Origin of the sequence: Janthinobacterium sp. NKUCC08_JDC (assembly GCF_019345575.1) — a bacterium.
Classification (GTDB): Bacteria; Pseudomonadota; Gammaproteobacteria; order Burkholderiales; family Burkholderiaceae_D; genus Janthinobacterium; species Janthinobacterium aestuarii.
Genome location: NZ_JAHKQW010000007.1, coordinates 43010 through 68538, shown reverse-complemented (window position 1 = coordinate 68538; position 25529 = coordinate 43010). Strand labels below are relative to the sequence as shown.

Here is a 25529-nt window from a genome sequence, read left to right as displayed (position 1 = left end):
CACCCGCAGTTACGTTGGTGGAATCGCATGAAGAAAAATATTTGCTCGGTGCTCGCAACGCTGGCGTTTGCCGGTTCAGCTGTATTCTCGCAGGCAGCTTTTGCCGCGCCGGTGGACATCAGTTCGCTGCCAGGTGCCGTGAAGCTGTCCACGGGTGGTTCATTGACGTTCAGCGACAAGTTCAAGAATAATCAGAAAAACAATTTCTTCAATGATTTGTTTACGTTTGACGTGGCGCACGCCAGCGATCTGAGCCTAGTCTTGACGTCGCGCAGCAGCAGCGCCTTGAATGGCCTGAACCTGACGGGTTTTGGCTTGTACAGCAGCGTCAACAATGCGCAATTGCTGGGAGGCGATCAACTGCTGAGCGGCATCGACGACAAGTGGACCTTGTCGTACGCGAATCTGGCAGCCGGTTCCTACTACCTGAAAGTCAGCGGCAATGTCGTGTCGAACACGGGCGCCGCTTTCAGTGCCAACGGCAGCCTGGTGTCGGCCGTGCCTGAGCCTGGCACGTATGCCATGCTGCTCGCTGGCCTGGGTCTGCTGGGCTTCATGGCGCGCCGTCGCCAGAACGCCGGCTGAGCACGGCGAACGGCGTCCGTTTGCCCCTCCATTCGCATTTTATCCCGCGGCTAGCCTGAGCTGGCCGCAGCACTCTTGGTGAAAAGTATGAAAAAATTTCTTCAATCCCTGTTCGTGGCAGCGATGTTTGCCGGCAGCAGCCTGGCGGCCCACGCCGCTCCGGTCGATATCAGCCATGCACCGGTAGATCTGACGCAAGACTTGCTCGATTACTCGAGCGCTGAATTGCTGGGTTCTTTCTCGCTGGCGGCAGGCCAGTTGGCTGGCGCGCAAAATAACTTTTTCAGCGACAAATATACCTTTAGCGTAACGGGTTTCAATGACCTGAGCGCACTGGCGACCTCGCTCAAGCCCAGCGCCAATTCCGGCCTGACCTTGACCGGCTTCAGCCTGCGCAATGCCGGCGGCGTACTGTTTCAGGGTACGCTCGATCTGATCAACTATACGGCGCAAGACCAAGCTTGGAGCCTGGCATCGGGCGGTACGCCGCTGGCGACCGGCAATTACTTCCTGCAGATCGATGGCTATGTGGCTTCGTCCGCTGGTGGCAGCTATAGCGGCAACCTGGCGGTGACGCCGGTGCCGGAACCGGAAACCTACGGCATGCTGCTGGCCGGCCTGGGCCTGGTCGGCTTCGCGGCGCGCCGCCGCAAGCTGCAAGCCTGAGCCGGTATGTTGCATTGATGAAATGGAGGCTGCGGCCTCCATTTTTTTCGCCTGTCGATTGCTGGGCGCTATAATCATCGGGCATAGCTGGCGGCCGCCACATGGCGGCTTCGATCTTCTTCAACGGCGATATTGACCTTGCATAAATCTCTCTTCCTTTCGCTGGCGCTGGCTGCCGGCATCGCCCATGCCGATGCACCATCCATGCCGCCAGGATTGAATGCGCTGCAATTGGCAGTCGTGATCAATGACGCCGAACCAAACAGTATCGTGGTGGGTGAATATTACCGCCAGGCGCATGGCATCCCGCCTGCGAACGTTGTGCACGTGAATATCCCGAATCGCCCGCGCAAGCTCAGCATGGATCAGTTCGCGCAATTGAAGGAGCGCATTGACGCGCAATTGAAGCCCCATATCCAGGCCGTGCTGATGGTGTGGAGCGCGCCTTACGCGGTCGAATGCAATTCGATCACTTCCGCCTATACCCTGGGCTACGATGCGGGGCAATGCGCCAAGACGTGTGACGCCGGCAAGCCCAGCATGTATTTCAACAGCAATGTGCCGCAACCATTTACGCAGATGGGCATGCGCCTGTCCATGTTGCTGCCCATCGATTTTGTGGAAGAGGCCAAGGCCGTGGTGGATCGCGGGACGGTCAGCGGCTTTTCCGTGCCCGCCGCCAGCGCATATTATCTGACCACCAGCGAAAATGCGCGCAACAGTCGTGCCGCTTTTTTTCCGCCTGCCGGGATCGTGCGCCAGCGCAAGCTGACGGTCAAGAACCTGAAGGCGGACAGCCTGGAGGGCGCGCAAGACATCATGGTGTACCAGACTGGCGTGGCGAAGGTTGCCCAGCTCGACACCTTGCGTTTCCTGCCAGGCGCCCTGGCGGATCACCTGACGTCGTTTGGCGGGGATTTGCAGGGGATGGCGCAAATGAGCAGCCAGCGCTGGCTGGAAGCGGGCGCTACTGCCAGTTATGGCACCGTCAGCGAACCATGCAATCACTGGCAGAAATTTCCCAATCCGACAGTGCTGCTGCGGCGTTACTTGTCGGGGATGACGGCGCTGGAAGCGTATTGGGGAAGTGTGGCGTGGCCGGCGCAGGGATTGTTCATCGGCGATCCGCTGGCGGCACCGTATGCCAAGTTCCGGCGCTGATAGGCTATCAAGCAAATAAAAAAGGCTCTTGCGAGCCTTTTTTATTATGTCTTGCGGCGTACAGCAAAGGACAGTACTGCCAACCCAGCCATCAGCATGGCCCAAGTTCCCGGTTCTGGAACAGCTGGGGTAACAGGGGGAATCAGGCTGTTGCCATTACTGCCGCTGTCGATACCTCCACCAGCGCCGCCACCGCCTACGCCGCCACCGCCGGCAGGTGCGCCAGTCTCGAAGCCTGACGACGTGACGAGCGCAGCGTATTCGTCGCTTGCGCCACGTATGCCACGCGTTGCGCCGCGGTACCCACCAGTATTGTCGATGGTAGGGCTTTCTTGTACCGACACAAAATCTCGCGTACCGAAACGATAATCACCACTAGCGCGGCCTGTACGCAAGCTGCCTTGGGCGCCATTGTCGCCCTGTTGTACCAGCAGATTTGCCAGGCGATGGTCTCTTTCGCCCGCTTGGGGATGGCGCAATACCTGATCGGACTCTCCCAATCCAAACTCAGGCGACTGGTTCGTGCCATCATTGGTGCGTGCGCCAAAGCCGATGAAGCCATTAGCGAGACTACAGGCACTGTAGGTACCGTCAAGGTCAGCATCGCTGGCCTTGCCATTCGCGCCAGACGTACTTGTCTGGCACTTATTGTCATTCGCATTCGCTGCCTGTTGCGTATTTTGTGCCTGGGCAGCGCCGCTGCACAGTACTGCGGCAATAAACATGGCGCTCGCTGGGAGTCGGGTGACTCTTGATAACATGGCTGATCTCTTCGAATATATCCGGGCTTGGTGGATGCTCGCAAGCCATCGGACTAGGATTTCTGCCAAAACCCGGCGATACCGCCTTTTTGGGCATCGTCGGATTGGCAACTCAAGGTGCGGGCGTGGATGGAGCCAGCTCCTGCATTGATTTGCATTACTTTGAAGCATTAATGTCTTGCAGATATTAAAACTTATTTGCATGAAATATATCATATTTTCGGACATCATGCCTTACTTTGGGTAAGAAGGAAATTTTTGTTGCCAAGAAGCCACTGCAGCACGTTGTTGGCGTAGCGGTGCAGGGAACTCTTTTACTCCATTCGGCTTAATCAAATGTCATCAAGTCGTCATCCCGGGCCTTTAATATGCAAATAACAAGTCTGAAATACTTTTGTTAATTGTGGCGCGCCGGCCGATCATGTGGGGGCGGCGTCATTTATTTACCGACCGGGATCCTCATGCACACCTCGTTTTCCCCCTTGCGCACGCCGCTGCGCCTGACCGTCATGGCCGCCTTGCTGGCCAGCCTGTCCGTGCCAGCCCTGGCCGCTTCCGATATCGTCATCAGCCAGGTGTATGGCGGTGGCGGCAATTCGGGGGCGCTGTACCGCAATGATTTCATCGAAGTTTTCAACCGCGGCGCCAGCCCCGTGAACCTGGGCAACTGGAGCGTGCAATACGCGTCCGCCGCTGGCACGAGCTGGGCCGTGACGGCCTTGCCGGCTATCGATTTGCAACCAGGCCAGTATTTGCTGGTCCAGCAAGCCAAGGGCGCGGGCGGCACGCAGGACCTGCCCACGCCGGACGCCACGGGCAGCCTGGCCATGTCCGGTACGGCAGGCAAGGTGTTGCTGAGCAATAGCAAGACGGCGCAAACGGGCGCCAGCCCCACGGGCGCCGCCATCGTCGACCTGGTCGGTTTCGGCACGGCCAACGGTTTTGAAGGCGCCGTGGCGCCCGCACCATCGAATACCCTGTCGATTGCGCGCGCGAATGGCGGTTGCGGCGACACGGACGACAATAGTGCGGACTTCGCCACCGGCAGCGTGACGCCGCGCAATACGGCTTCGCCGCTGAATGTGTGCGGCGGCCCCGTCGTGCACCAGATTATTACCAGCTGCCCGGCTAATCTGGCCTTGGCTGTGGGCAATGGCGGCAGCGCCGTGCTGCGCGCGTCCGACGTCGATGGCGTCGTGAATGCCGCTATCTTGAGCTCGCCCGCCGTGGCCGGCATTAGCCTGGCCAATTTCAGCGCGGCCGGCGTGGCGGGCGAGAGCGCCAGCGTGAACCTGCTGGTGGCCGCTGGCGTGCCGGTGGGAAATTACCCGGTCATCGTGAATTTCAGCAACGACCAGCAGCAGACGGCGTCGTGCAAGGTCGATGTGGCCGTGCAAGGCCTGGCCGCCATCAGCCACACGATCCCGCAAATTCAGGGCAGCGGTGCCAGCAGCCCGTATGCCAATTCCGTGCAGACGACCGAGGGCGTGGTGACCCTGAAAGTGGGCACCGGCTTCTTCATCCAGGATGCGGCCGGCGATGGCGACCCGTCGACGTCGGACGGCATCTTCGTGTACACGGGCGCGACGGCCACCACCGTCCAGCCGGGCGAACTGGTGCGCGTGACGGGCACGGTGGTCGAATACACGCCATCGGGCGCGAAAAATTCCTATACAGAATTTAAGGACGTGACGGCCATCCTCACGCAAAGCGCGGGCCACAGCATCGTGCCGGCGAATGTGAGCTTGCCGAACGAGAACCTGGCGGCAGTGGAAGGCATGCTCGTGCGCTTCACGCAACCGTTGACCGTGTCGCAAAACACCTACTTGGGCGCGCGCGGCGAGCTGAGTCTGTCGGCGGGACGGCGCGAAGTGCCGACCAACCGCTACCCGGCCGGTTCCGCCGAGGCGCAGGCCTTGATCGCCGCCAATGCGAACAACCTGATCGTGCTCGATGACGGCATTTTCGTGGCGCCAGCGACGATACCCTACATCGGCCAGGACAACACCGTGCGCAGCGGCGACACGGTGGCCGACCTGACGGGCGTGGTGGACTTTGGCGCCATCGGCGGTGGCGGCGCCGCCTACAAATTACAGCCGACGCAGACGCCGCAATTCTCGCGCGACAACCCGCGCACGGGCAGCCCGGAACTGCCGTCCGGCAACGTCAAGGTGGCCAGCGCCAACGTGCTGAATTTCTTTACGACCTTTACGAATGGCAACAATATCTTTGGGCAGACGGGGCAAGGCTGCACCGTGGGCACCTCGACCACGAAGAGCAATTGCCGCGGCGCCGACAATCTGGCCGAGTTCGTACGCCAGCGCGACAAGATCGTCGCCGAGCTGAAAGCCATCGATGCGGACGTGGTCGGCTTGATGGAAATCCAGAACAATGGCGAGACGGCCGTCACCTACCTGGTCGAGCAACTGAACGCGGCCATCGGCGGCGTCACGTATGCCGTGGTGCCGAAGCCGGCCGCCACGGGCACGGACGCCATCCGCGTGGCCATGATCTACAAGCCCGCCAAGCTGGGCCTGGTGGGCGGTGCCTTGTCGGACGCCAACGCCATCAACAACCGTCCGCCGATGGCGCAAACTTTCCGTGCCGGCAATGGCGAGAAATTCTCGTTGATCGTCAACCACCTGAAGTCGAAGGGCAGCTGCCCTTCGAGCGGGCTGGACGCCGACCAGAACGATAGCCAGAGCTGCTGGAACGCCACCCGCGTGCAGCAAGCCCAGCGCCTGGTCGGCAGCTTCGTGCCGCAGGTGGCGGCCGCTGCCGGCGACGCGGACGTGCTGGTCATCGGCGACCTCAATTCCTATGGCGCGGAAGACCCGATCCAGGCCATCACGGGCGCCGGCTTCGTCAATGAACTCGAGCGTTTCGTGCGGCCGTCCGGCATGCCGTACTCGTACGTATTCGGCGGCCAGAGCGGCTACCTCGACCATGCGCTGGCCAGCGCTTCGCTGAGCCCGCAAGTGGCCGGCGTGGCCGAATGGCATGTGAATGCGGATGAGCCGGAAGTGATCGACTACAACATCGACTCGGCCAAGCCGCAAGACCTGTACAACGCCTTGCCGTACCGCGCTTCGGACCATGATCCCGTCGTCGTCAGCCTGGACTTGCAGCCCGCCTACCGCGACATCACGGCCGGCGTGGCGCAAGCGAGCTCGGGCCTGGCCTACAACCGCGCGACGCAAAAATACACGGGCACGTTCTCGTTCACCAACACGGGCACGAGCGTTTTGAACGGCCCGTTCCAGGTGGTGTTCGGCGGCTTGCCTGCCGGCGTCAGCCTGGCCAATGCCACGGGCAGCCATGCGGGCGCCGCCTACGTCACCGTCAACGCGGCCAGCCTGGCGCCGGGCGCGACGGCTTCGTTTGCCGTCAGTTTCACCAATCCGTCGAAAGTGACGATCAATTACTCGGCCAGCATTTTCGCCGGCAACTTCTAAGGACACCATCATGTTGACAACGACATTCAACCTCACCCTGCGCCGCGCCGTCCTGGCTGCCGTGCTGGCCGCCAGTTCCAGCCTGGCGTTGGCGGGTCCGCTCGGCTACCACGTGGAAATCGACACGAGCCAGTTCTCGGGCGCCGGTTTCCTCGACTTCGCCTTTATTGCCGGCAACAGCCCGGCGCCGGGCGCCAGCGCCGTGCTCAGCAATTTCTCGGGCGCGTTCGGCGCACTGGAATCGATGGAAGGCAATGTCAGCGGCAGCTTGCCCGGCACCTTGACCTTCGGCAATAGCGGCGCCTACAACGACTGGTTCCACAACGTGACCTTGGGCGGCAAGTTCGGTTTCAATATCGTCTTTGGCGGCGACTTCCTGAACACGGCCGGCAACGCGGGCACGACGTTTGGCGTGGGCTTGCTCGACTACACCGGCATGGCTTACCTGGGCAACGTCAATGGCAACCTGGTGCAGTTCGAGCTGACGCCGATGACTGGTGGCTTGCCCGCCAGCCTCGCCGGCAGCACGTATGCGAGCATCGCGTCGATCTCGGCCGTGCCGGAAGCGTCGGAATGGATGATGCTGACGGGCGGCCTGGCGCTGATCGGTTTTGCCCTGCGCCGCCGCCAGCCTGTCGCACGCGCATAATCGTCCCAGACTAAACACAGCGCGCCTGCGGGCCGCTGTGTTTTTTTTCGTCTATTTATTCGCAATAGCTATAAATCAGGAAACTAAATTGTATTAGTCACCGTTTTACGCTTGATGCATAGTAAAAAACTTGTCGGGCAGTCTAGTATTTTTATGACTGCTGCCAACTTTTTTCGGGAGATGCATCGATGCCTGGCCATATCCTGGTGCTGGACCCTGCGCCTGCCATGCAGGCGCTGCTGGCGCATAACCTTGCGGGCGCCGGCTACCGGGTCAGCTGCGCCCTGGATGCGCGCGGTGCGCTGGCGCTGCTGGCGGCCGATCCGCCCGACGTGCTGTTGCTGGAATGGGAACTGCCCGATGCGTCCGGCATTGCGCTGCTGCGCCAGGTGCGCCAGGATGGCGCGCTGTGCGACTTGCCCATCATCATGATCAGCACGCGCGACAGCGAACAGGACAAGGTGCTGGCGTTGGAAAGCGGCGCCGATGATTATCTGTGCAAGCCTTTCGGTCCCCGTGAGATGCTGGCCCGTGTGCATGCGCTGCTGCGCCGGCACGCGCCATCGGCCTTGCGCACAGGCGCAGGCACGGCCGGGGCTGCCGCCTTGCGGCTCGACCCGCACACCCTGCGCGTGACGGCGGGTAAGGTGCCCATCCACCTTGGCCGCGTGGAATTCAAACTGCTGCATTTCCTCATGGACCATCCGGGCAGGGTGCATAGCCGCGCGCAACTGCTGGACCAGGTGTGGGGCCATGCCGCCTATCTCGACGAGCGCACGGTCGACGCCCACGTGGGACGATTGCGCCACGCCTTGCAGCCGGGCGGCTGCGGCCACCGCATTGAAACCGTACGCGGCAGCGGCTACCGCTATCTGGCGTTTGATACCGCCGTGTGCGCATGATGCTGCTGACGGGGCGGGAGCAGGAATACCTGCTGCACGCCATCCTTGGCGCGCATGGCATCGCCGTGCCCGGCGATTTCTTTCTGTGGAGCCAGGGGCCGCTGCAAACGCTGTTGCCGCACGACATATTGATGTGCGCGCAACTGGACGCCGGCGGGGCCGTGCTGCGCAGCGAAGCCTGGCACAGCGCCGCGCCAGATCACGCGCAGCTGCGCGAGCGCCAGGCCCAGCTGGCGCACCTTGCGCTGGCCTGGCGCGCGGGTGGCCATAGGGCGGGCGTCATCGACGGCGTGCTGGTGCATGGCAGCGTGGGCGACGCCGGCGGCAGCTTTTTTGCCTTGTTCGCCGTGAAGCCGGCGGACGCGGCGCGCCAGGCGTATGCGCTGGAGTTGCTGCTGCCCTACCTGCACGTGCACTGGCTGGCGCTGCCAGGTAGCCAGCGTGCATCCGTGACGGGCCCGGCTGCCGCGCGCGCGGCCAGTGCGCGCGAGCTGGAAGTGCTGCATTGGGTGCGCGAGGGGAAAAGCAATGACGAAGTGGGGCAAATTCTCGGCATCAGCGGCACCACCGTGAAAAGCCATTTGCAGCGCATCTATAAATTATTGGGAGTAAGCAACCGCATGCAAGCCGTGTCGCGCGGCATCGCGCTGCGCCTGCTCAGCCACTAGCGCTGGTCCCGCGGCCGGGCCCGACTCTTTTCATTACCGCCGTCTTGCGTGTGTTCGATGCTGCCGGGCGATACCCGCGCCACGTCCGGGCTCGCTTGCAGGCGCGCCACTTCGGCCGGTGTCAGCATGGCGGCAAAGCCGTTGAAGGCCGTCGTGTAGCGGTATTGCACGGGGGCATCTGGCACCAGCGCCAGCACGGCGCGCTGCTGCGCTTCCAGCTGGGCCGTGTAGCGCCGCGCCGCATCGCTGTGGGTATCGAGCCCATGCACGCCGTCCGCTTGCGAGGCCAGCGGCGGGGCGCGCAATTGCACTACGTAGGACTGCCGCGCCGCAGCGGCCTGCGCCGCGACAGGCAGGGCATGCATGCTGGCCATGCCGGCCAGGATGGCAATGCAGAGGCGAAAGGTGGACATGCGCCGATTGTACGCGCGTCGCGCATAAAAAACGCGCCCCGCAGGGCGCGCCGTATTACTGCGTGGAGCGATAGCGTTACAGCTTGGCGTCCGCTCTCACGTTGCGCTGGCTGGGGACGGCCAGCGGCAACGGGTTGTTGGTCTCCACCGACAGTACGGTGGTGGACGCTGCCGCGCTGTTGCCATCAAGGAAGACTACGCCGCCCAGGTAGCGTTTGCCCGTTTCCAGTCCCGACCAGCTGATGCCAGCCGTGGCGCTGCCGCCCACATATACCTTGGTAGGCAGGGTGGCTTTCAGGTTGCCGCCCTTGTCGGCTGTCGTGACGACGGCCGACGACAGGCCGAAGCCGGTCGAGACGCCATTTGCCAGTTCATAGCCGATCACGCAGACCTTGTAGCTGCCTGCCGCCGGGGTGGTCACGGTGATGGCTTCGTTCGAGCCGGCCGTGGCCGAGGTGGCGACCGTCGCGCCGGCGCTGTTGAGCAGCAGCATGTCGAGGTCATTGCCGGTGCCTTCCGTGGTGTCCCGGTCGAAGATTTCGAAGCGCGCCACGACGGTGCTGGCGGGAATGCTGACATTGACCGCGCGCACGCCGCTGCCGCCCGCCTTGCACGCGTCGGCCATCTGCGCCAGCGTTTCCACGCTGCCCGGCGCGGCCTGGCTGATGGTTTGCTCGCTGCGCGCTACTTCCTTCAGGCCGCCCGTCGCCGCGCCGACCTTGCCGGCAAAGCCGGTGGACAGGGTCAGCGAACGCAGGCCGCTGACTTTGTCGGCCTGCAGCAATGCCGGCGACTGCACCGCGCGGCCCGAGCGGGCCGTGACGGGGCTGCGCACCGTGTGCACGCCGTCGCTCCACACGAGGGCGCCATACTGCCAGGCATTGTCCGGCGCCGTCGTGCGCGTCAGGGTCACGGTGAAGGACTTGGTTTCGCCGGGTGCCAGCGCCAGGGTGGCAGGCGCCACTGTCACGCTGTAACCGCTGAGCGAGGCGCTGGCCGTGTAGGTGGCGCTGCTGCTGCCCACGTTGGTGACGCGGCGCGTCACCGTTTGCGTGCCCAGCACGTTGCCGATGGTGATGGACGGCATGTTCAGGTTGTAGCCGGCCAGGGTGCCGCCCGCGCATTCGGCCGTCATGCCGACGCCGCACATGTATTTCTTGTAATCGGCCAGGCTGGCGTCATACACGAGGCCGGGATCGGTCGCCTTGTTCGGCGTCACGTGGCCGGCGCCTTGGCCCCATGGCAGGATGCCGCGCGCGTCGCCCGCCTGGATGTCGGGCAGGGTGGCGCTGCCGGTCGTCATCAGGGCCGACTTGATGGCGGCCGGGCTCCAGTCCGGATGCTGCTGGCGCAGCAGGGCGGCCAGGCCGGCCACGTGCGGGCTGGCCATCGAAGTGCCTTGCAGGAAGATGTAGGCTTGCGGCGGTACCAGGCTGCCATCCTGCACGGCGTCGCGCTGGGCGCGCGACAAGGCAGGCGTGCCGCCGGCCAGGATGTCCACGCCAGGCGCGGTGACGTCCGGCTTGAGCAGGTTGGCGTCGTACAGGTTCGGGCCGCGCGACGAGAAGTCGGCCACCACGGGGGCGGCAGGGCCGTTGCCGTTGGTGACGAAGCGCGAAATGGCGGCCGTGGCCGTGCCCGTTTGCGCCTGGGCGTTGATCAGCGCGCCATCGGCGGCGCTCACGTGCACGGCTGGCAGCACGTGCGGGTCGGACACGAGGCCCACGCCCGTGTCGACCAGCACCATGCCGGCGCCGCCCGCTTCGAGTACGGCGACGCCCTTGTCGGTGCGTGCCGTGGTGCCGCGCAGGCAGCTGACGACCTTGCCTGCAACCTTGGCCGGGTCCAGCAGGGCCACGCCGCCGTTGTCGCCGGCGCGGTAGCACAGGGCCAGTTTTTGCGCATCGGCGCCGGGCAGGCCCGCGTCTTGCGCGCGGATCAGGGCGGTGGCCGGCAGCGGGTTGTAGTTGAGCGAAGCGCCCGTGTAGCTGGCGCCATTGCTCAAAGTCACCTTGGCCTGGTTGGCGCGGTTATGCGTCGAGGCGGCCACGGTGGTGATCCACGGGCTGACGTGGGCCACGGTATTGGCCGGGCCCGCATTGCCGGCCGAAGCGGCAACGAAGACGCCCGCATTCGACGCGTGCAGGAAAGCTTGCTCGACGGGATCGTTGACGGTGCCGCCGCCGCTGATCGAGTAGTTGATCACGTGGACGCCATCCTGCACGGCTTTTTCGATCGCCGCCACGCTATCGCCGCCGTAGCAGCCGTTCTTTGCACCGGTCGGCTGGGTGGCCAGGTTGTATGACCAGCACACCTTGTAGACGGACAGGCGGGCGCGCGGCGCCACGCCGGAAATGGCGCCCAGCGGCGTGCCGTTGACGGTCACCGGCACGCCCCCGTTGCCGCCCGCGGTGGACGAGGTGTGCGTACCGTGGCCGCCTTCGCCATTCGGGTCGCCGATGGAATCGCGCGGCGAGGTGAATTCGCTCCAGTGCTGGATCTTGTCCGTCTCGGTCAGGCGCACGGCGTTGAAATACTGCGCGCCCAGCAATTTGTTATTGCAGTGGTCGGACGTAAAGCCTTCGCCTGCCTGGCAGCTGCCTTTCCAGGCGGCCGGCGGCGCGCCGTAGGCCAGGGTGGCGTTCGGGTCGAAGGTCGGGGCGCCGTTGGCGTCGACCTTGTCCGCATACGACAGGTTTTCCGGCCACACGCCGCCATCGACGATGCCGATGATGATGTCTTCGCCCGCATGCTGCTTGCCGCCCAGCTGGCTCCACAGGCCGCCCGGCTGGTCCAGGCCCAGGAAGGTGGGCGTGTAGTTCGTTTGCAGGGCGCGCGGTTCGTCGGGGGCGATGCTGGCCACTTCGCCGCTCGCCTGCAGCTGGCGCACTTCGGCGTCCGTCAGCAAGGCGGAAAAACCGTTGAGGACGATCTTGTACTGGTATTGCACAGGCGCGGCGGCGATGAGCGCTTGTACCCGGGCCTGTTTCTGTTCAAGGTAGTCGCCGTACAGCTGCACTTGCGTGCTGGCCAGGTCGAGGCGGCCGCCGGCGGCAGGCTGGGTGGCGTTCAGGCCTTCCACCGAGCCGGTGTAGGAAGCGATCGGTTTGTCGGTCAGTTGCACGATGTAGGGGCGGCGCAGGTCGTCGGCGTGGGCCTGGAAGCTGAGGCTGGCAAACAGGCTCAGCACGGCGAGCGAAATGGGACGCAAGGCGGGACGGAATGTCATGTAGGGTTTCCTGTATCGGTATCGGAGTCAAAAAGAGGCGGCAATCAGGCTTGCTTGCTGCGGCGGCGCGCAGCGAATCCGACACCGGCCAGGCCCAGCAGCAGCATCGCGTAGGTCGATGGCTCCGGTACCGAGGCGACGATATTGTCGAGTGCAAACTGGCCCTTGTTGCTCGTGAAGGCGTTGCAACTGCCGGCCGTGTTGCAAGTGAATCCGAAGAAGGCCAGCGAGGCGAATTGCTGGCTGCCGAAGTTGGCGCTCGTGTTGTAGCGCTGGAACTGGAAGTTGCCGCCGATGGGGCCGCCCAGTTGATAGGTTTCATAGATGGAAGAACCGTTGGCGTAGAAGCCTTGCACGCGCAACAGACCCGCTACGGCCGGATAGGTGACGCCCTGGGCGTAGCCGATGAAGCTGGCGTCGAAGCCCTGCAGGCTGACGCTGCCGCCCGTCGTCAGCGGATCGAGGTAGACGATGCCGTCGTTGAGGGATGCATAGTAATTGCTCGTATTGTTGGTCGGGCACGCCATGCCGCAGGCGGCCGGATCCGTGCCGTCGAACACGGCGCCGACCAGGTCGCCATAACTGGCACCGGCGGCATTCGAGGCGCCCGTCAGCAGGAATTTGCCGAATTCCAGGGAGTCGCCGTGGCCGACGAACTGGCTGTCGACGTTGTCAAAGTTGATCACGTCCGCGATGGCGGCGGGGGCCCAAGCGGCGGACAGGGCCAGGATGGCGGCGCCGGTCCACTGCTTGGCCGAGAAAGGACTTGCTGCGGCAGTTGCCTTCGAATGCACAATACGAGTCATGAATTTCCCTTGGTGATTATGTAGGATGCAATATGTTTTGCGTCTGGGATGCTCTTTTCTGCGTGGACGGATAAGACCAATACGTAGAAAATTGACTTTTACTATAGCAAAAGAGGCAATTTCATTGTTTGATATTCTTGCAAATTTAATTTGAAAGTTACAAATAATGAATGAATAAAATTCATCACTTACTATGATTTGGTAACCAGGAGTAGATAGTTTCTGCATTGAAAATAGTTGAATCACCAAGCAGCCAGGCAAGCGCGCGCGGCGCGGTGGCGGTTTCGCGCACACTGGATGGTTTCCGCAGGAATTTGTTGTTCACAGAGCAAAGAAAAGATTGTATTAACCATAACCGGCATGGTAGGCTGATAAGCATCAGGCAAGCGCGTGTCGCCCGTGCGTGGCCATCCGCCGCGCGCAGCGACGCAATGTATTGAAGGTAGGCAATAAGGAGTTACCGGATGCATGCAGCACACAGGCAGAACCTTGCGGCAACGCGCCATGCGCGCGGCTTTACCTTGCTCGAATTGCTGGTCGTCATCGTGATCATCGGCTTGCTGGCGGCCTATGTCGGCCCCAAGTATTTCGCCCAGTTGGGCAAATCGGAAGTGACGGTGGCCAAGGCGCAGATCGAGGCGTTTGAAAAATCGCTCGACACCTACCGCCTCGACGTGGGGCGCTATCCGACCACGGAAGAAGGCCTGGCCGCGCTGCTGGTGGCACCGCCCGCCGCCGGCACGCGCTGGAATGGCCCCTACCTGAAAAAGGCCGTGCCGCTCGACCCGTGGGGCCATGCCTATCAATACCGCGCGCCGGGCAGCAAGGGCGAATATGACATCGTCTCGATGGGCAAGGATGGTCAGCCGGGCGGCAGCGGCGAGAACGCCGACATCAGCTCGCAATAGCGCCAGCGCCATTCTTTTTCCTACGGACAAGCCATCATGCAGTTCGAAGTACGCGCGCTTTCCACGGACCAGGCCGTAACTACCTTGCAGACGTGCGTGATCGACGGCCGCGACGAAGCCGACGCGCGCCGCCAGGCCGAAGCGCGCGGCCTGTTTGTCAGCGCCATCCGCCCCTTGCGGGCCACGCCGTTCAGTGCGGCCGGGCGCCAGCGCGCGCGGGCCTTGCCCCTGCTGCTGTTCAGCCAGGAATTGCTGGCGCTGCTGCAAGCGGGTCTGGGCATCGTCGAAGCGCTGGAAGCCTTGCTGGAAAAGGAAGCGTCGCCGGCCACGCGCAGCGTGCTCACGCGTCTGCTCGAAGGCTTGCGCGAAGGCAAGCGCTTTTCCGCCGTGCTGGGCGAGCAATCTGAACTGTTTCCTCCCTTGTATATCGGCATCGTCAAGGCGGCCGAGGGCACGAGCGACTTGCCGCGCGCGCTGTCGCGCTACATCGACTACCAGCAGCGCATCGATGCGGTGCGGTCCAAAATCGTCAGCGCCGCCATCTATCCCGCCATCCTGCTGGCCGTGGGCGGCGGCGTCAGCGCCTTCCTGATCAGCTATGTGGTGCCCCGTTTCGCCGAGGTCTACCAGGGCGCGGGACGCAACCTGCCATGGATGTCGCAAGTGATGCTCAGCTGGGGCCAGTTCGTCACGCAGCATGGCGTGCTGCTGTTGCTGGGGTTGGCACTCGTCGGCAGCATCGTGTTCACTGCCGTGCGGCGCGTGCTGCGCAACGGCGGCGTGGCGCGCCTGCTGGCGAAACTGCCCGGCATCGGCGAGCGCGTGCGCATCTATGAACTGTCGCGCCTGTACCTGACCCTGGGCATGCTGGCCGAGGGCGGTATCACCATCGTGCAGGCGATTGCCACCGTGCAGGCGATGGTCTCGCCGGGCATGCAGGCATCGTTGCAGGGCGCGCGCGGCGCCATCGAGGCGGGCCAGCCGCTGTCGTCGGCGTTTGAGCAGCATCAATTGACGACACCGATTTCCCTGCGCATGCTGCGCGTGGGCGAGCGCACGGGCGACATGGGCCCCATGTTGACGCAGTCGGCCGCCTTTTATGACGGTGAAATCAGCCGCTGGATCGACCGTTTTACGCGCACCTTCGAACCCTTGCTGATGGCTGCCATCGGCCTCGTCGTGGGCGCCATCGTGATCCTGCTGTACATGCCCATCTTTGACCTTGCTGGCGATATTTCATGAACCAGATTTCTTCCGTTCCCGCCGCCATCGACCCCGCGCTGCTGCAGCGCGCGCGCATCCTGAGCCGGCAATCGAAGCGCAGCCTGGTCGAGGAATTGCAGGAGCTGAGCGGCATCGAGGCGCGCGCCGTGGTGCGCGAACTGGCGCGCCCGTTCGGCCTGGACGTGCTGGAAACGGCCGACATGCTGGCCTTGTCTCCCGCCTTCGATGTGCTGCCCCTGTCGCAGGCGCTGGCGCGCCACAGCGTGCTGCTGCGCGCCGCCGGCGGCCAGCTGGTGGGCGTGATCGCCGACCCGTTCGACCTCGACCTGCAAACCTGGCTGAGTGCGCGCGCCGGGCAGGGCGTCTTGGACGTGCGTCTGGCGCTGCAGGCCGACATCGGCGCCTACCTGTCGAAACAGGAAGAGTCGGCGCGCGCCGTCGACAGCCTGCTGCCCGGCGCCGCCAGTGACGCGCGGCGCGATGGCAAGACGGCCGCCGTGCTGTCGTTTGCCAGCGTCTCGGAAGCGGCCAGCCCTGCCGTCAAGCTGGTCAACTCGACCCTGTATGACGCGCTGAAGGCGGGCGCCTCGGACATCCATCTGGAAAGCACGGCCGGCGGCCTGGCCGTCAAGTACAGGGTCGACGGCGTGCTCGATCACGCCACGTCCGTCAACGGCATCGAAGTGGCCGAGCACATCATCTCGCGCCTGAAAGTGCTGGCCGAACTCGATATCGCCGAGCGCCGCGTGCCGCAGGACGGCAGCTTCCGCGTCGAATCGGGCGGGCGCGAAATCGATTTGCGCGTCTCCATCATGCCCAGCATCCATGGCGAGGACGCCGTCATCCGTATCCTCGACAAGCGCGCCATGATCGAGGCGTATGGCGCGCTGACCCTTGAAGCGCTGGGCTTTGACTCGCCATCGCTGGTCGCCTTGCGCGCACTGGCGCAGGAAGCCTACGGCATGCTGCTCGTGACGGGACCGACCGGCTCGGGCAAGACGACGACCCTGTATGCGGCGCTGACGGAAATCCATAACGGGCGCGAAAAGATCATCACCATCGAAGACCCCGTCGAATACCAGCTGCCCGGCATTCTGCAAATCCCCGTCAATGAAAAGAAGGGGCTGACCTTTGCCAAGGGCTTGCGCTCGATCCTGCGCCACGACCCCGACAAGATCATGGTGGGCGAGATCCGCGACCGCGAGACGGCGGAAATCGCCGTGCAGTCGGCCTTGACGGGCCACCTGGTGCTCACCACCGTGCACGCGAATAATGTGTTCGACGTGTTCGGCCGTTTTACCCACATGGGCATCGATCCGTATGCGTTCGTCTCGGCCCTGAACGGTATCTGGGCGCAGCGTCTGATCCGCACCAACTGCCCCCATTGCGCCACCGAGTATACGCCCGATGATGCCGAGCTGGCCAGCGTGGGCCTGGCGCGCGCCGACGTGGCCGACTATCAATTCAAGCAGGGCAAGGGCTGCGGCGATTGCCGCGGCACGGGCTACAAGGGGCGGCGTTCTATCGCCGAAATTCTCGTGCTGACCGATGAAATCCGCGAATTGATCGTCGATAAAAAACCGATCCGCCAGATCAAGGCGGCCGCGTATGCGAACGGCACGCGCAGCTTGCGCCTGGCGGCGCTGGAACTGGTCAAGCGGGGCGCCACCACCATCACGGAAATCAAGAGGGTCACCCTGCATGCGTAGAGGTCTTGGACAAGGATTGCGCCTGGGCGTGGCGGCGGGCAAGGTGAGCCTGTGGCGCAGCAGCCGCTGGCGCGCGCCCGCATGGACCTCGCTCGGTGAAGCCGCGTATGCGCCGGACGACGCGTTGCATGGCAACTTTTCCGCCCTGGGCCAGGCGCTGGAACAGATTCTGCCAGCGGGGCAATACGCGGGCTGGCCCCTGTCCGTGGTGCTCGACGATGGACTGGCGCGCCTGTGGCAAGTGGACATGCCGCAGGGCGCCGCGCGCCTGGCCGATATCGAGGCGGCCGCCGCGCTGCGCTTCCAATCGCTGTATGGCGATGCACCGGGCCTGTGGCACAGCAGCAGCGCCTGGGATGCGCGCGCGCCGTTCTTTTGCGCCGTGCCGCGTGCGTTGCTGGCGCAGCTGACGCGCGTGGCCGAAGCACGCAAGCTGGCCCTGATTTTCATTACGCCGCAATTCGCGCGCCACTGGAACCGCTGGCACGGCGCCTTGAAACCGGGCGCTTGGTTTGGCCAATTGCAGGAGAGCGCCCTGACCCTGGGCGTGCGGCACGAAGGGCGTTTGCGCGCCGTGCGCGCGCTGCCCGTGCCGCCTGGCGCTGGCAGGGACTGGCTGGTGCAGACCTTGGCGCGCGAGGCGCTGCTGCAAGGCGTATGCGCACCGGCACTGCTGCAGCTGTGCGGCGCGCCGCCAGCGGGCTGGCTGACGCCGGCGAAAGAGTTCCGCTGCCAGGTTTTTTCCACGCCGGATGGCGAAAACGGCTTGTCGCCGGCCGCCCGGCTGGCGCATAGCGGAGGCGTGGCATGACGCGCCTCGATATCGATTTCGCGCCGCCAAACTGGCGCCGCAGCCTGCACCGCGTGCCCGTGTGGGCGTGGTGCGTCGGCGCGCTGGGTGTGGCGCTGGCCGTCACGGCGGCGTACAGCGGCAGCGCCGCGCTGCAGCGCCAGCAACTGCGTGAAGGACAGTTGCAGCGCGCGCAGCAGCGCGTGCTGGCCGCCACGCAGGGATCGGCGCCGGTGGTGTTCACGCCGATCGCGCCCGCGCAGGCGGCGGCCGTGAATGCGGCCATCCTGCAATTGAACCTGCCGTGGCGCGACTTGCAGGATGCGCTGGCCAGCGCCACGCCACCGGCAGTCGCGCTGCTGGCGCTGGAGCCGGACGCGCGCAAGCGCGTGCTGAAGATCACGGCCGAAACGACCAGCAGCGACGCCATGGTGGCGTATGTGGCGCAATTGAAGCGGCAGGAGCTGTTCGGCACGCGCGTGCAGCTGCTGCGCCATGAAATCAACGCGCTCGATCCGAACAAACCGTTGCGCTTCCAGCTCGAAGCGCGCTGGGGCACGCCATGACGGCCATCGACCTCAATAGCTTGCGCCTGCGCGCGCAACTGCTGCTGCGCCGTTTGGGCGCGCCCGCCTGTCTGGCAGTGGCATTGCTCGCGCTGGGCGTGGCCGCCTGGGTCTGGGCCTGGCAGCAGCGCGCCGTGGCGGCGCAGCTGGAAGCGCGGCCCTTGCCGCAGCCAGCGCTGGCCGTGGTGGCCGCCGCGCCGCCGGCGACAGCCAGCGAAAACCTGGCGCGCTTTTATGCCGCGCTGGGACAGCAGCGCCATGCCGAGCAGCAGGTCAAGCAGCTGTTCGACCTGGCCGCAAAAAACGGCTTGCTGCTGGCGCAGGGCGAATACAAGAGCGGCTACGACAAGGCCAGCCGGGTCGCCACCTACCAGGTGACCTTGCCGCTGAAGGGCAGTTATGCGGCCGTGTCGCAGTTCGCGCTGCAAGCGCTGCGCGCCGTCCCTTTCGCCTCGCTCGACGAACTGAGTTTTCGCCGCGAGCAGATCGCCGATACGGATCTCGAAGCGCGCTTGCGCCTGACGTTTTATCTGACCGATACACCGGGCGATGCGGGAGTGGCGCCATGACGCCGCGCCATAGTCTCATGCTGGCCGGCGTGCTGGGCGCGGGCGCCTTGCTGCTGTTCGGCGAGCGCCAGCCCGTGGCCGACGTGGCCGAGGCGGTGGAGCGGGCCGTCGCGCCCGCGCGCCATGCCACCGCCAAGGCGCCAGCCGCGCAGCCGGCCATCCTGGCCCTGCTGCCGCGCAGCGAAGTGGCGGGCGAGGATGGCGACACCTTTGGCGGCGCCGGCGCTGTCTTCCAGAGCCAGAACTGGACTCCGCCGCCGCCGAAAATGGCGGTGACGGCCGCGCCGCCGCCTCCGCCCCCAATGGCGCCGCCGCTGCCCTTCGTCTACCTGGGCAAGGCGGCCGCCGACGGCGCCTGGGAAGTGTTTCTGTCGCGCGCCGACAAGACGTATATCGTGCGCGCCAATACCGTCATCGATGGCGCCTACAAGGTCGTGACGATCGCGCCGCCCGTCATGACGCTTACTTATCTGCCGTTGAACCAGGTTCAGCAGCTCAACATTGGAGTTTCCGAGTGATGTCTCGTTCCTTTTCATCGGCGCTGTTGCTCTTGTTGCTGTCCGGCTGCGCAGGGCAGCAAGCCTACCGCGACGGGCGCGAGCTGATCGCGCAAGACCAGGTGCCGGCCGGCCTGCAAAAGCTGCAGGAAGCGTTGCAGCAAGACCCCGGCAACGCGCAATACCGCAGCGCCTATCTGCAGGCGCGCGAACGGGCGACCGGCAGCCGCTTGCAGCAGGCCGAGCGCCAGGCGCAGGCGGGGCAGGGCGATCTGGCGCGCGCTTCTTTCATGAGCGTGCTGGAAATCGATGCGCAGAACGAGCGGGCCAACAGCGGCTTGCGCGCGCTCGAGCGCGAGCAGCGCCAGGGCAAGCTGCTGGCCGAAGCGCAGAAGGATATCGACGCCAAGCGCTACGACCCCGCGCGCCAGCGCCTGAACGCCATCCTGACCGAGCAGCCGAACCATGCGGGCGCACGCACGCTGCTGCGCGAGGTCGACGACAAAACGGCGCCGCCCGTGGTCGAGTCGGGCCTGGCCAAGTCGTACAAGCAGCCGATCACGATCGAGTTTCGCGACGCGCCGTTAAAACAGGTGTTCGAGCTGATCGCGCGCCGTTCCGGCCTCAATTTCGTCTTCGACAAGGATGTCAAGGCGGACGCGAAAACCTCGATCTTCCTGAAAAACAGCACGGTGGAATCGGCCGTTTACTTCCTGCTGGTGACGAACCAGCTGGAGCAGCAGGTGATGGATGCGAACACGATCTTGATCTACCCGAACGTGGCGGCAAAATTGAAGGAGTACCAGGAAGTGCTGGTCAAGACCTTCTTCCTGGCGAACGCGGACGCCAAGCAGGTGGCCAATACGCTCAAGACGATTTTGAAGACGCGCGACGTGGTAGCCGATGAAAAGCTCAACCTCGTCATCGTGCGCGACACGCCCGAGGCGATCCGCCTGGCCGAGCGCCTGATCGCGCTGCAGGACGTGCCCGAGGCGGAAGTGGTGCTGGAACTGGAAATCCTCGAAGTCAAGCGCAGCCGCCTGATGGAGCTGGGCGTGGCCTGGCCATCGAGCCTGACACTGACGCCGCTTTCCACCTCGGGCGGAATCGGCCTGACCATCAGCGACCTGAACAAGCTGAACCAGCGCACCATCGGCGTGAGCGACCTGTCCGTGACGGCCAACGCCAACAAGACGGACGGCGACGCGAACATCCTGGCCAACCCGCGCATCCGCGTGCGCAACCGGGAAAAGGCGAAGTTCGTCATCGGCGACAGGGTACCCGTGGTGACCACCACGATTTCGCCGGGCACGGGCGGCTTCGCTTCCGAGTCGATCAGCTACCTGGACGTGGGCCTGACGGTAAACGCCGAGCCGACCATCTATTTGAACAACGAGGTGGGCATCCGCATCTCGCTCGAGGTGAGCAACCTGGGCGCGGCCACCACCACCCGCAGCGGCTCGACCCTGTACCAGATCGGCACGCGCCAGGCGTCGACCATGCTGCAGCTGAAGGATGGCGAAAACCAGGTGCTGGCGGGCCTGATCAACAATGAAGAGCGCAGCTCGGGCAACAAGGTGCCGGGTCTGGGCGACATCCCCGTGCTGGGGCGGCTGTTCGGCAGCAGCAAGGACGACAGCCAGAAGACGGAAATCGTGCTGTCGATCACGCCGCACCTGGTGCGCACGGTGCAGCGTCCGGAAGCGAAGGAGTCGGAATTCTCGGCCGGCACGGAAGGCAGCTTCCGCCGCCGTCCCGACATGGCGGCCAAGGCGCCCACGCAGATGCCGGGCACGGTGATCGTGCGTTCCGGCCCGTCGGCCGTCGGCATGCAGCCGGCACCGGCGCAGCCGATGATGACGCCGGGCGCTTTGCCAGCGCCGCTGCCGCAGACGGTGCCCGCGCCGGAAGTGGCGCCGTCGCCCGAGCCGTCTCCGTCGCCTTTGCCGATATCGTCGGGCCAGCCCGTACCGCTGCAGGCGGCGCCCTTGCCGCTGTCGTCGAGCCAGCCGGTACCGGTGAGCCCGCCGCCACCGCCTGCCAAATGAGACTGGCGCATGCGCAGAGGGGGCAGGGAGGTTTTACCCTGATCGAGCTGCTGGTGACCCTGGCCATCCTGGGCGTGCTGGCCACCCTGGTCATTCCCGTCACGCAGGTGACGGTGCAGCGGCGCCAGGAGCAGGAATTGCGGCGCGCGCTGCGCGAGATCCGCCAGGGGATCGATGCGTATAAACGGGCTGGCGACGAAGGTCGCATTGTGCGCGCGACAGACGCCAGCGGTTATCCGAAAAGCCTGGAACTGCTGGTCGAGGGCGTGGCGGACCAGCGCAACCCGAAGCGCAGCAAGATGTTCTTTTTGCGCCGCGTGCCGCGCGACCCGTTCAATGGGGATGCTGGCCTCAGTGATGCGCAAACGTGGGGCAAGCGCAGCTACGCCAGCGAGGCGGCCGAACCGCGCGAGGGCGACGATGTCTACGATGTGTACTCCACGTCCGGCAAGACCGGCTTGAACAACGTGCCTTACCGTCTATGGTGAACCATGGCCGCTGAAAACACCCAAGTCCGCACGCGCGGCTTTACCCTGATCGAATTGCTGGTGGTGCTCGGCATCGTGGCGCTGCTGCTGACTCTGGCCGTGCCCCGCTACTTTCCCAGCCTCGACAAGGCAAAGGAAACCGTGCTGGCGGACAATTTGCGCAATTTGCGCACGACCATCGACCAGTTCCACGGCGATACGGGGCGCTATCCCGATTCGCTGGAGCAACTGGTGGAAAAGAAATACCTGCGCGCCATGCCCATCGATCCCATCACGGAGAGCGACAGCAGCTGGCTCATCGTACCGCCGCCCGACGATACGCCGGGCCAGGTGTATGACGTGAAAAGCGGCGCGCCCGGCAAGGACCGCAGCGGCACGCCGTTTGCCGACTGGTAGCGGCCATGCACCGTTCTGCGCGCCGCCAGCGCGGTTTTACGTATCTGGGCCTGATCATTCTGGTGGCCATCCTGGGCTTGGTAGGGGCGGCCGGGCTGAAGATGGGTTCCTTGCTGCAGCGCCAGGCGGCCGAGCAGGAATTGCTCGACATCGGCGCGCAGTTTTCGGATGCCCTCTACAGTTATGCGGCCGCCACGCCGCCGGGCCAGCCGCAACAGCCGCCCAGCCTTGCCGCCTTGCTGCGCGATCCCCGTACGCCCCAGTTGCGCCGGCATCTGCGCAAGCTGTTTGTCGACCCCATCACGGGCCGCGCCGAGTGGGGCTTGCTTTACCAGCCCGGCAGCAACGGCATCATTGGCGTGCACAGCCTGTCGCAGGCGGCGCCATTAAAGGTCGGCAATTTCGAGGCCCGGTTCGCCGGCTTCGAAGGCAAGGCGCATTTCTCGGAATGGCGCTTCATGGTCGATGCCCGGGTGTCTTCCGTGCCGACTGCGGGACCGGCAGCTGTGCCGGCGAGTGATGAGGCGGGCATCGCGCCTGTCTTGCCGGTGCCACCGTTGTTTTCTCGCCCTGTTACTCCACCGCAAGAACAATCGCCATCAGCGCCAATTGAGCAGCCTGAACCGCAAAATTCAGATGAAAACACTGCCGAGTAGGCGTTTTCACCTCAAAACGTAACAAAAATAAATGTATGCGCCGGTAACTATTCTTGTGTGGAAATTAATAGATAGCGGCAAATAGTTCATTTCGAAAATACTTATCTCAGATGAAACTTCGATAAAATATTTATAAGTAATTTGATGTGATTATGCTACCATTCTGTTCAGTACTTCCGGTACTAAAACTATTGGTGGCCTGCGCATTGCAGCCATAAATTACTTTTTAAGGGATAAACTATGAAATTGAAATTTATCGCTGCAGGTATCATGGCAGCAGCATCGTTCAGCGCATCGGCAGCAACCTATGACCTGGGCATCCTGGATCCAACCGGTTCCGATACCCTGTCGGCTTTCACGACCAAGTTCGCCATCAATTCGGATATCAATGATTCGTGGACTTTCCAGTTGCTGGCCCCATCGTCGACCTCGTTCGGTGCATTGCAAACGTTCTCCGTTGCTAACGGCGCGATCAAGGATTTCGCTGCTACTCTGGTCGGCTATGGCGACCTGACCAAGAGCACGGCTAGCGGCATCCAGAATCTGAGCTGGGCAGGTCAATTGGCCGCAGGCACCTACACGGTGCAAGTCACGGGCCTGACCCTGGTGAAAAATGTTCAGTACGTAGGCACGGTTTCGGCCCTGCCAGTACCAGAACCAGAAACCTATGGCATGCTGCTGGGCGGTCTGGCGCTGGTTGGCGCCGTGGCCCGCCGCCGCGCCAAGAAAGCTGACTAAGCTTTCGCTGCAATGAAAAAAACCCGCTTCGGCGGGTTTTTTTTCGTCTGGATCAGCTGCTTGATGCAAGACGCCGGCAACAGCGTCCTGCGCAATCACGCGTGGCGCTTGAAATCGCGGAAGCGGAAGCCAACGAGGAACAAGGTGGCAAAGTACGCCACGCCGCACAGGGCCACCACCAGGGCCAGTGCGCCGGCCCGCAGCAACGGATGGGCTTGCATGGCGATCCAGTCGATGCGCACGGCGCCCGCATACGCCACGCCGCCCATGACGATGAGTGCCGGCAGCAGGCGCAGGAAGAACTTGGCCCAGCCCGGTTTCGGCTGGTAGATGCCGCGCCTGCGCAAGCCCCAGTACAGGAAGCTGGCGTTCAGGCAGGCGCCCAGGCCGATCGACAGGGCCAGGCCGGCCACGGCGATGTAGGGCACGAACAGCAGATTCATCAACTGCGTGGCGATCAGCACGCCGATGGCGATCTTCACGGGCGTGCGGATGTCCTGGCGCGCGTAGAACGCGGGCGCCAGGGTCTTGACGAGGATGATGCCGATCAGGCCCAGGCTGTAGGCCACGAGCGGCTGCGTCGACATGGTCACGGATTCGGCCGTGAACTTGCCGTAGTGGAAGAGGGTGGCGATCAGCGGCGTGGCCAGGGTTGCCATGCCGACGGCGGCGGGCAGGGCCAGCAGGAAAGTCAGGCGCAAGCCCCAGTCCAGCAAGGCCGAGTATTCCGTCTTGTCGCCATCCACGTTCGCCTTCGACAGGCTGGGCAGCAAGATGGTGCCCAGGGCCACGCCCAGCATGGCGGTGGGGAACTCCATCAGTCGGTCCGCATACGACAGCCAGGAAATGCTGCCCTCGGCCAGGCGCGACGCGATGCTCGTGTTGATCATCAGGCTGATCTGTGCCGCCGAGACGGCGAACACGGCTGGTCCCATCTTCTTCAGTACGCGGCGCACGCCGCCGTCGGACAGGCCGATGGCGGGATTGATCGACAGGCGCGGCAGCATGCCGATCTTGATCAGCGCGGGAATCTGGATGGCCACCTGCAGCAGGCCGCCGGCGAACACGGCAATCGCCATGGCGTAGATCGGCTGTTTCAAATAGGGCGCGAGGAACAGCGAGGCGGCGATGAACGACAGGTTCAGCAGCACCGGCGTGAACGCGGGAATCTTGAATTCGCGCCAGGTATTCAAGATGCCGCCAGCCAGGGCCACGAAGGACATGCAAGTAATATAAGGGAACATCAAGCGCGTCATCCACACGGCCGCGTCAAAAGCGCCCGCATCCTTGGTCAGGCCCGTGGCGATCAGATACACGAACCAGGGCGCGCCGATGATGCCGATGGCGGACACGAGCAGAGTGGCCCAGACGAGCGTGGTGGCCACGTGGTCGGCCAGCTGCTTGCTCGCTTCCTGGCCGTGCTGGTTCTTGTATTCAGACAAGATCGGCACGAAGGCTTGCGAGAACGCCCCCTCGGCAAACAAGCGGCGCAACAGGTTGGGGATGCGGAAGGCAACAATGAAGGCGTCCGTGTAGGCGCCGGCGCCAAAGGCGCGCGCGAACAGGCTTTCGCGCAATAATCCGGTTACACGGGACAGCATGGTCATGCTGGAGATGGCGGCGAGGGTTTTAAGCAAGTTCATGG

24 protein-coding genes are annotated in these 25529 nt (G+C 64.0%); 19 read left to right on the top strand and 5 right to left on the bottom strand.

Annotated features, from left to right (window positions below; translation table 11 throughout):
* The first annotated feature begins 27 nt into the window (after positions 1–27).
* From KO538_RS17770 to KO538_RS17760, 3 genes are all read left to right on the top strand, one after another.
* Positions 28–585 (top strand): FxDxF family PEP-CTERM protein, encoded by a 558-nt coding sequence (locus KO538_RS17770; protein WP_034751640.1) that lies wholly within the window; start codon positions 28–30, stop codon positions 583–585.
* An 87-nt stretch (positions 586–672) separates the two neighbouring features.
* The gene (locus KO538_RS17765; protein ID WP_034751637.1) at positions 673–1251 is read left to right on the top strand and encodes an FxDxF family PEP-CTERM protein; all 579 of its coding nucleotides are present in this window, start codon (positions 673–675) and stop codon (positions 1249–1251) included.
* A gap of 132 nt (positions 1252–1383) precedes the next feature.
* Positions 1384–2412, top strand: coding sequence for a TIGR03790 family protein (locus KO538_RS17760; RefSeq protein ID WP_219329174.1), 1029 nt, complete (start codon positions 1384–1386; stop codon positions 2410–2412).
* Between the two features lie 44 nt (positions 2413–2456).
* Here KO538_RS17760 and KO538_RS17755 read toward each other — a convergent pair whose 3' ends face one another.
* Positions 2457–3137: a PEP-CTERM sorting domain-containing protein gene (locus KO538_RS17755; protein ID WP_219329173.1), complete on the bottom strand. Its 681-nt coding sequence runs from the start codon at positions 3135–3137 to the stop codon at positions 2457–2459.
* Positions 3138–3634: 497 nt separating this feature from the next.
* On the opposite strand from KO538_RS17755, the gene KO538_RS17750 reads away from it, so the two are divergent.
* From KO538_RS17750 to KO538_RS17735, 4 genes are all read left to right on the top strand, one after another.
* Positions 3635–6628, top strand: coding sequence for an ExeM/NucH family extracellular endonuclease (locus KO538_RS17750; protein ID WP_219329172.1), 2994 nt, complete (start codon positions 3635–3637; stop codon positions 6626–6628).
* A 10-nt stretch (positions 6629–6638) separates the two neighbouring features.
* Positions 6639–7277, top strand: a complete 639-nt coding sequence (locus KO538_RS17745; RefSeq protein ID WP_219329171.1) for an NF038129 family PEP-CTERM protein — start codon at positions 6639–6641, stop codon at positions 7275–7277.
* A 188-nt stretch (positions 7278–7465) separates the two neighbouring features.
* Positions 7466–8179: a winged helix-turn-helix domain-containing protein gene (locus tag KO538_RS17740; protein WP_219329170.1), complete on the top strand. Its 714-nt coding sequence runs from the start codon at positions 7466–7468 to the stop codon at positions 8177–8179.
* Positions 8176–8847 (top strand): LuxR C-terminal-related transcriptional regulator, encoded by a 672-nt coding sequence (locus tag KO538_RS17735; RefSeq protein ID WP_219329169.1) that lies wholly within the window; start codon positions 8176–8178, stop codon positions 8845–8847. Before KO538_RS17740 ends, KO538_RS17735 begins: the two co-directional genes overlap by 4 nt.
* Here KO538_RS17735 and KO538_RS17730 read toward each other — a convergent pair.
* The 3 genes from KO538_RS17730 to KO538_RS17720 form a co-directional block, all read right to left on the bottom strand.
* On the bottom strand, positions 8844–9260 hold the full coding sequence (locus KO538_RS17730; RefSeq protein WP_219329168.1) for a protease inhibitor I9 family protein: 417 nt from the start codon (positions 9258–9260) through the stop codon (positions 8844–8846). The two genes, KO538_RS17735 and KO538_RS17730, sit on opposite strands and share 4 nt — an antisense overlap.
* Positions 9261–9336: 76 nt before the next feature.
* A complete protein-coding gene (locus tag KO538_RS17725; protein WP_219329167.1) occupies positions 9337–12489 on the bottom strand; it encodes a S8 family serine peptidase in 3153 nt (1050 codons plus the stop codon).
* Positions 12490–12533: 44 nt separating this feature from the next.
* Positions 12534–13295, bottom strand: coding sequence for an NF038120 family PEP-CTERM protein (locus KO538_RS17720; protein WP_219329166.1), 762 nt, complete (start codon positions 13293–13295; stop codon positions 12534–12536).
* 464 nt (positions 13296–13759) lie between these two features.
* Between KO538_RS17720 and gspG the strand changes: the two genes are divergently transcribed.
* The 12 genes from gspG to KO538_RS17660 all read left to right on the top strand — a co-directional run bounded on the left by gspG (position 13760) and on the right by KO538_RS17660 (position 23884).
* Positions 13760–14203, top strand: a complete 444-nt coding sequence (gene gspG / locus KO538_RS17715; RefSeq protein ID WP_034751618.1) for a type II secretion system major pseudopilin GspG — start codon at positions 13760–13762, stop codon at positions 14201–14203.
* A gap of 36 nt (positions 14204–14239) precedes the next feature.
* Positions 14240–15445, top strand: a complete 1206-nt coding sequence (locus KO538_RS17710) for a type II secretion system F family protein (protein ID WP_219329165.1) — start codon at positions 14240–14242, stop codon at positions 15443–15445.
* Positions 15442–17136, top strand: coding sequence for a GspE/PulE family protein (locus tag KO538_RS17705; protein ID WP_034751612.1), 1695 nt, complete (start codon positions 15442–15444; stop codon positions 17134–17136). Before KO538_RS17710 ends, KO538_RS17705 begins: the two co-directional genes overlap by 4 nt.
* Positions 17129–17947, top strand: coding sequence for a hypothetical protein (locus KO538_RS17700; RefSeq protein WP_219329164.1), 819 nt, complete (start codon positions 17129–17131; stop codon positions 17945–17947). The genes KO538_RS17705 and KO538_RS17700 overlap by 8 nt, the downstream gene beginning before the upstream one ends.
* On the top strand, positions 17944–18492 hold the full coding sequence (locus tag KO538_RS17695) for a hypothetical protein (RefSeq protein ID WP_219329163.1): 549 nt from the start codon (positions 17944–17946) through the stop codon (positions 18490–18492). Before KO538_RS17700 ends, KO538_RS17695 begins: the two co-directional genes overlap by 4 nt.
* Complete coding sequence (locus tag KO538_RS17690) at positions 18489–19061, top strand: hypothetical protein (protein ID WP_219329162.1); 573 nt, start codon at positions 18489–18491, stop codon at positions 19059–19061. The genes KO538_RS17695 and KO538_RS17690 overlap by 4 nt, the downstream gene beginning before the upstream one ends.
* On the top strand, positions 19058–19579 hold the full coding sequence (locus KO538_RS17685; RefSeq protein ID WP_219329161.1) for a hypothetical protein: 522 nt from the start codon (positions 19058–19060) through the stop codon (positions 19577–19579). The genes KO538_RS17690 and KO538_RS17685 overlap by 4 nt, the downstream gene beginning before the upstream one ends.
* The gene (locus KO538_RS17680; protein ID WP_219329277.1) at positions 19579–21606 is read left to right on the top strand and encodes a secretin N-terminal domain-containing protein; all 2028 of its coding nucleotides are present in this window, start codon (positions 19579–19581) and stop codon (positions 21604–21606) included. The genes KO538_RS17685 and KO538_RS17680 overlap by 1 nt, the downstream gene beginning before the upstream one ends.
* Positions 21603–22094: a type II secretion system protein gene (locus KO538_RS17675; protein WP_034751600.1), complete on the top strand. Its 492-nt coding sequence runs from the start codon at positions 21603–21605 to the stop codon at positions 22092–22094. The genes KO538_RS17680 and KO538_RS17675 overlap by 4 nt, the downstream gene beginning before the upstream one ends.
* 3 nt (positions 22095–22097) lie before the next feature.
* The gene (locus KO538_RS17670) at positions 22098–22490 is read left to right on the top strand and encodes a type II secretion system protein (RefSeq protein ID WP_034751597.1); all 393 of its coding nucleotides are present in this window, start codon (positions 22098–22100) and stop codon (positions 22488–22490) included.
* A 5-nt stretch (positions 22491–22495) separates the two neighbouring features.
* Positions 22496–23146: a type II secretion system protein gene (locus KO538_RS17665; protein ID WP_034751594.1), complete on the top strand. Its 651-nt coding sequence runs from the start codon at positions 22496–22498 to the stop codon at positions 23144–23146.
* Between the two features lie 240 nt (positions 23147–23386).
* Positions 23387–23884, top strand: coding sequence for an FxDxF family PEP-CTERM protein (locus KO538_RS17660; RefSeq protein WP_051991193.1), 498 nt, complete (start codon positions 23387–23389; stop codon positions 23882–23884).
* A 95-nt stretch (positions 23885–23979) separates the two neighbouring features.
* Here KO538_RS17660 and murJ read toward each other — a convergent pair whose 3' ends face one another.
* A complete protein-coding gene (gene murJ / locus KO538_RS17655; RefSeq protein WP_219329160.1) occupies positions 23980–25527 on the bottom strand; it encodes a murein biosynthesis integral membrane protein MurJ in 1548 nt (515 codons plus the stop codon).
* Positions 25528–25529: the final 2 nt, after the last annotated feature.

Excerpts from the sequence above, each read along its gene's own strand:
- KO538_RS17745 (WP_219329171.1), top strand. The coding sequence starts at position 6,639 with ATGTTGACAACGACATTCAACCTCACCCTGCGCCGCGCCGTCCTGGCT.
- KO538_RS17725 (WP_219329167.1), bottom strand. The coding sequence starts at position 12,489 with ATGACATTCCGTCCCGCCTTGCGTCCCATTTCGCTCGCCGTGCTGAGC.
- KO538_RS17770 (WP_034751640.1), top strand. The coding sequence starts at position 28 with ATGAAGAAAAATATTTGCTCGGTGCTCGCAACGCTGGCGTTTGCCGGT.
- KO538_RS17680 (WP_219329277.1), top strand. The coding sequence starts at position 19,579 with ATGTCTCGTTCCTTTTCATCGGCGCTGTTGCTCTTGTTGCTGTCCGGC.
- KO538_RS17710 (WP_219329165.1), top strand. The coding sequence starts at position 14,240 with ATGCAGTTCGAAGTACGCGCGCTTTCCACGGACCAGGCCGTAACTACC.
- KO538_RS17660 (WP_051991193.1), top strand. The coding sequence starts at position 23,387 with ATGAAATTGAAATTTATCGCTGCAGGTATCATGGCAGCAGCATCGTTC.
- gspG (WP_034751618.1), top strand. The coding sequence starts at position 13,760 with ATGCATGCAGCACACAGGCAGAACCTTGCGGCAACGCGCCATGCGCGC.
- KO538_RS17675 (WP_034751600.1), top strand. The coding sequence starts at position 21,603 with ATGAGACTGGCGCATGCGCAGAGGGGGCAGGGAGGTTTTACCCTGATC.
- KO538_RS17740 (WP_219329170.1), top strand. The coding sequence starts at position 7,466 with ATGCCTGGCCATATCCTGGTGCTGGACCCTGCGCCTGCCATGCAGGCG.
- KO538_RS17735 (WP_219329169.1), top strand. The coding sequence starts at position 8,176 with ATGATGCTGCTGACGGGGCGGGAGCAGGAATACCTGCTGCACGCCATC.
- KO538_RS17705 (WP_034751612.1), top strand. The coding sequence starts at position 15,442 with ATGAACCAGATTTCTTCCGTTCCCGCCGCCATCGACCCCGCGCTGCTG.
- KO538_RS17670 (WP_034751597.1), top strand. The coding sequence starts at position 22,098 with ATGGCCGCTGAAAACACCCAAGTCCGCACGCGCGGCTTTACCCTGATC.
- KO538_RS17700 (WP_219329164.1), top strand. The coding sequence starts at position 17,129 with ATGCGTAGAGGTCTTGGACAAGGATTGCGCCTGGGCGTGGCGGCGGGC.
- KO538_RS17750 (WP_219329172.1), top strand. The coding sequence starts at position 3,635 with ATGCACACCTCGTTTTCCCCCTTGCGCACGCCGCTGCGCCTGACCGTC.
- KO538_RS17685 (WP_219329161.1), top strand. The coding sequence starts at position 19,058 with ATGACGCCGCGCCATAGTCTCATGCTGGCCGGCGTGCTGGGCGCGGGC.
- murJ (WP_219329160.1), bottom strand. The coding sequence starts at position 25,527 with ATGAACTTGCTTAAAACCCTCGCCGCCATCTCCAGCATGACCATGCTG.
- KO538_RS17695 (WP_219329163.1), top strand. The coding sequence starts at position 17,944 with ATGACGCGCCTCGATATCGATTTCGCGCCGCCAAACTGGCGCCGCAGC.
- KO538_RS17720 (WP_219329166.1), bottom strand. The coding sequence starts at position 13,295 with ATGACTCGTATTGTGCATTCGAAGGCAACTGCCGCAGCAAGTCCTTTC.
- KO538_RS17765 (WP_034751637.1), top strand. The coding sequence starts at position 673 with ATGAAAAAATTTCTTCAATCCCTGTTCGTGGCAGCGATGTTTGCCGGC.
- KO538_RS17690 (WP_219329162.1), top strand. The coding sequence starts at position 18,489 with ATGACGGCCATCGACCTCAATAGCTTGCGCCTGCGCGCGCAACTGCTG.
- KO538_RS17755 (WP_219329173.1), bottom strand. The coding sequence starts at position 3,137 with ATGTTTATTGCCGCAGTACTGTGCAGCGGCGCTGCCCAGGCACAAAAT.
- KO538_RS17665 (WP_034751594.1), top strand. The coding sequence starts at position 22,496 with ATGCACCGTTCTGCGCGCCGCCAGCGCGGTTTTACGTATCTGGGCCTG.
- KO538_RS17730 (WP_219329168.1), bottom strand. The coding sequence starts at position 9,260 with ATGTCCACCTTTCGCCTCTGCATTGCCATCCTGGCCGGCATGGCCAGC.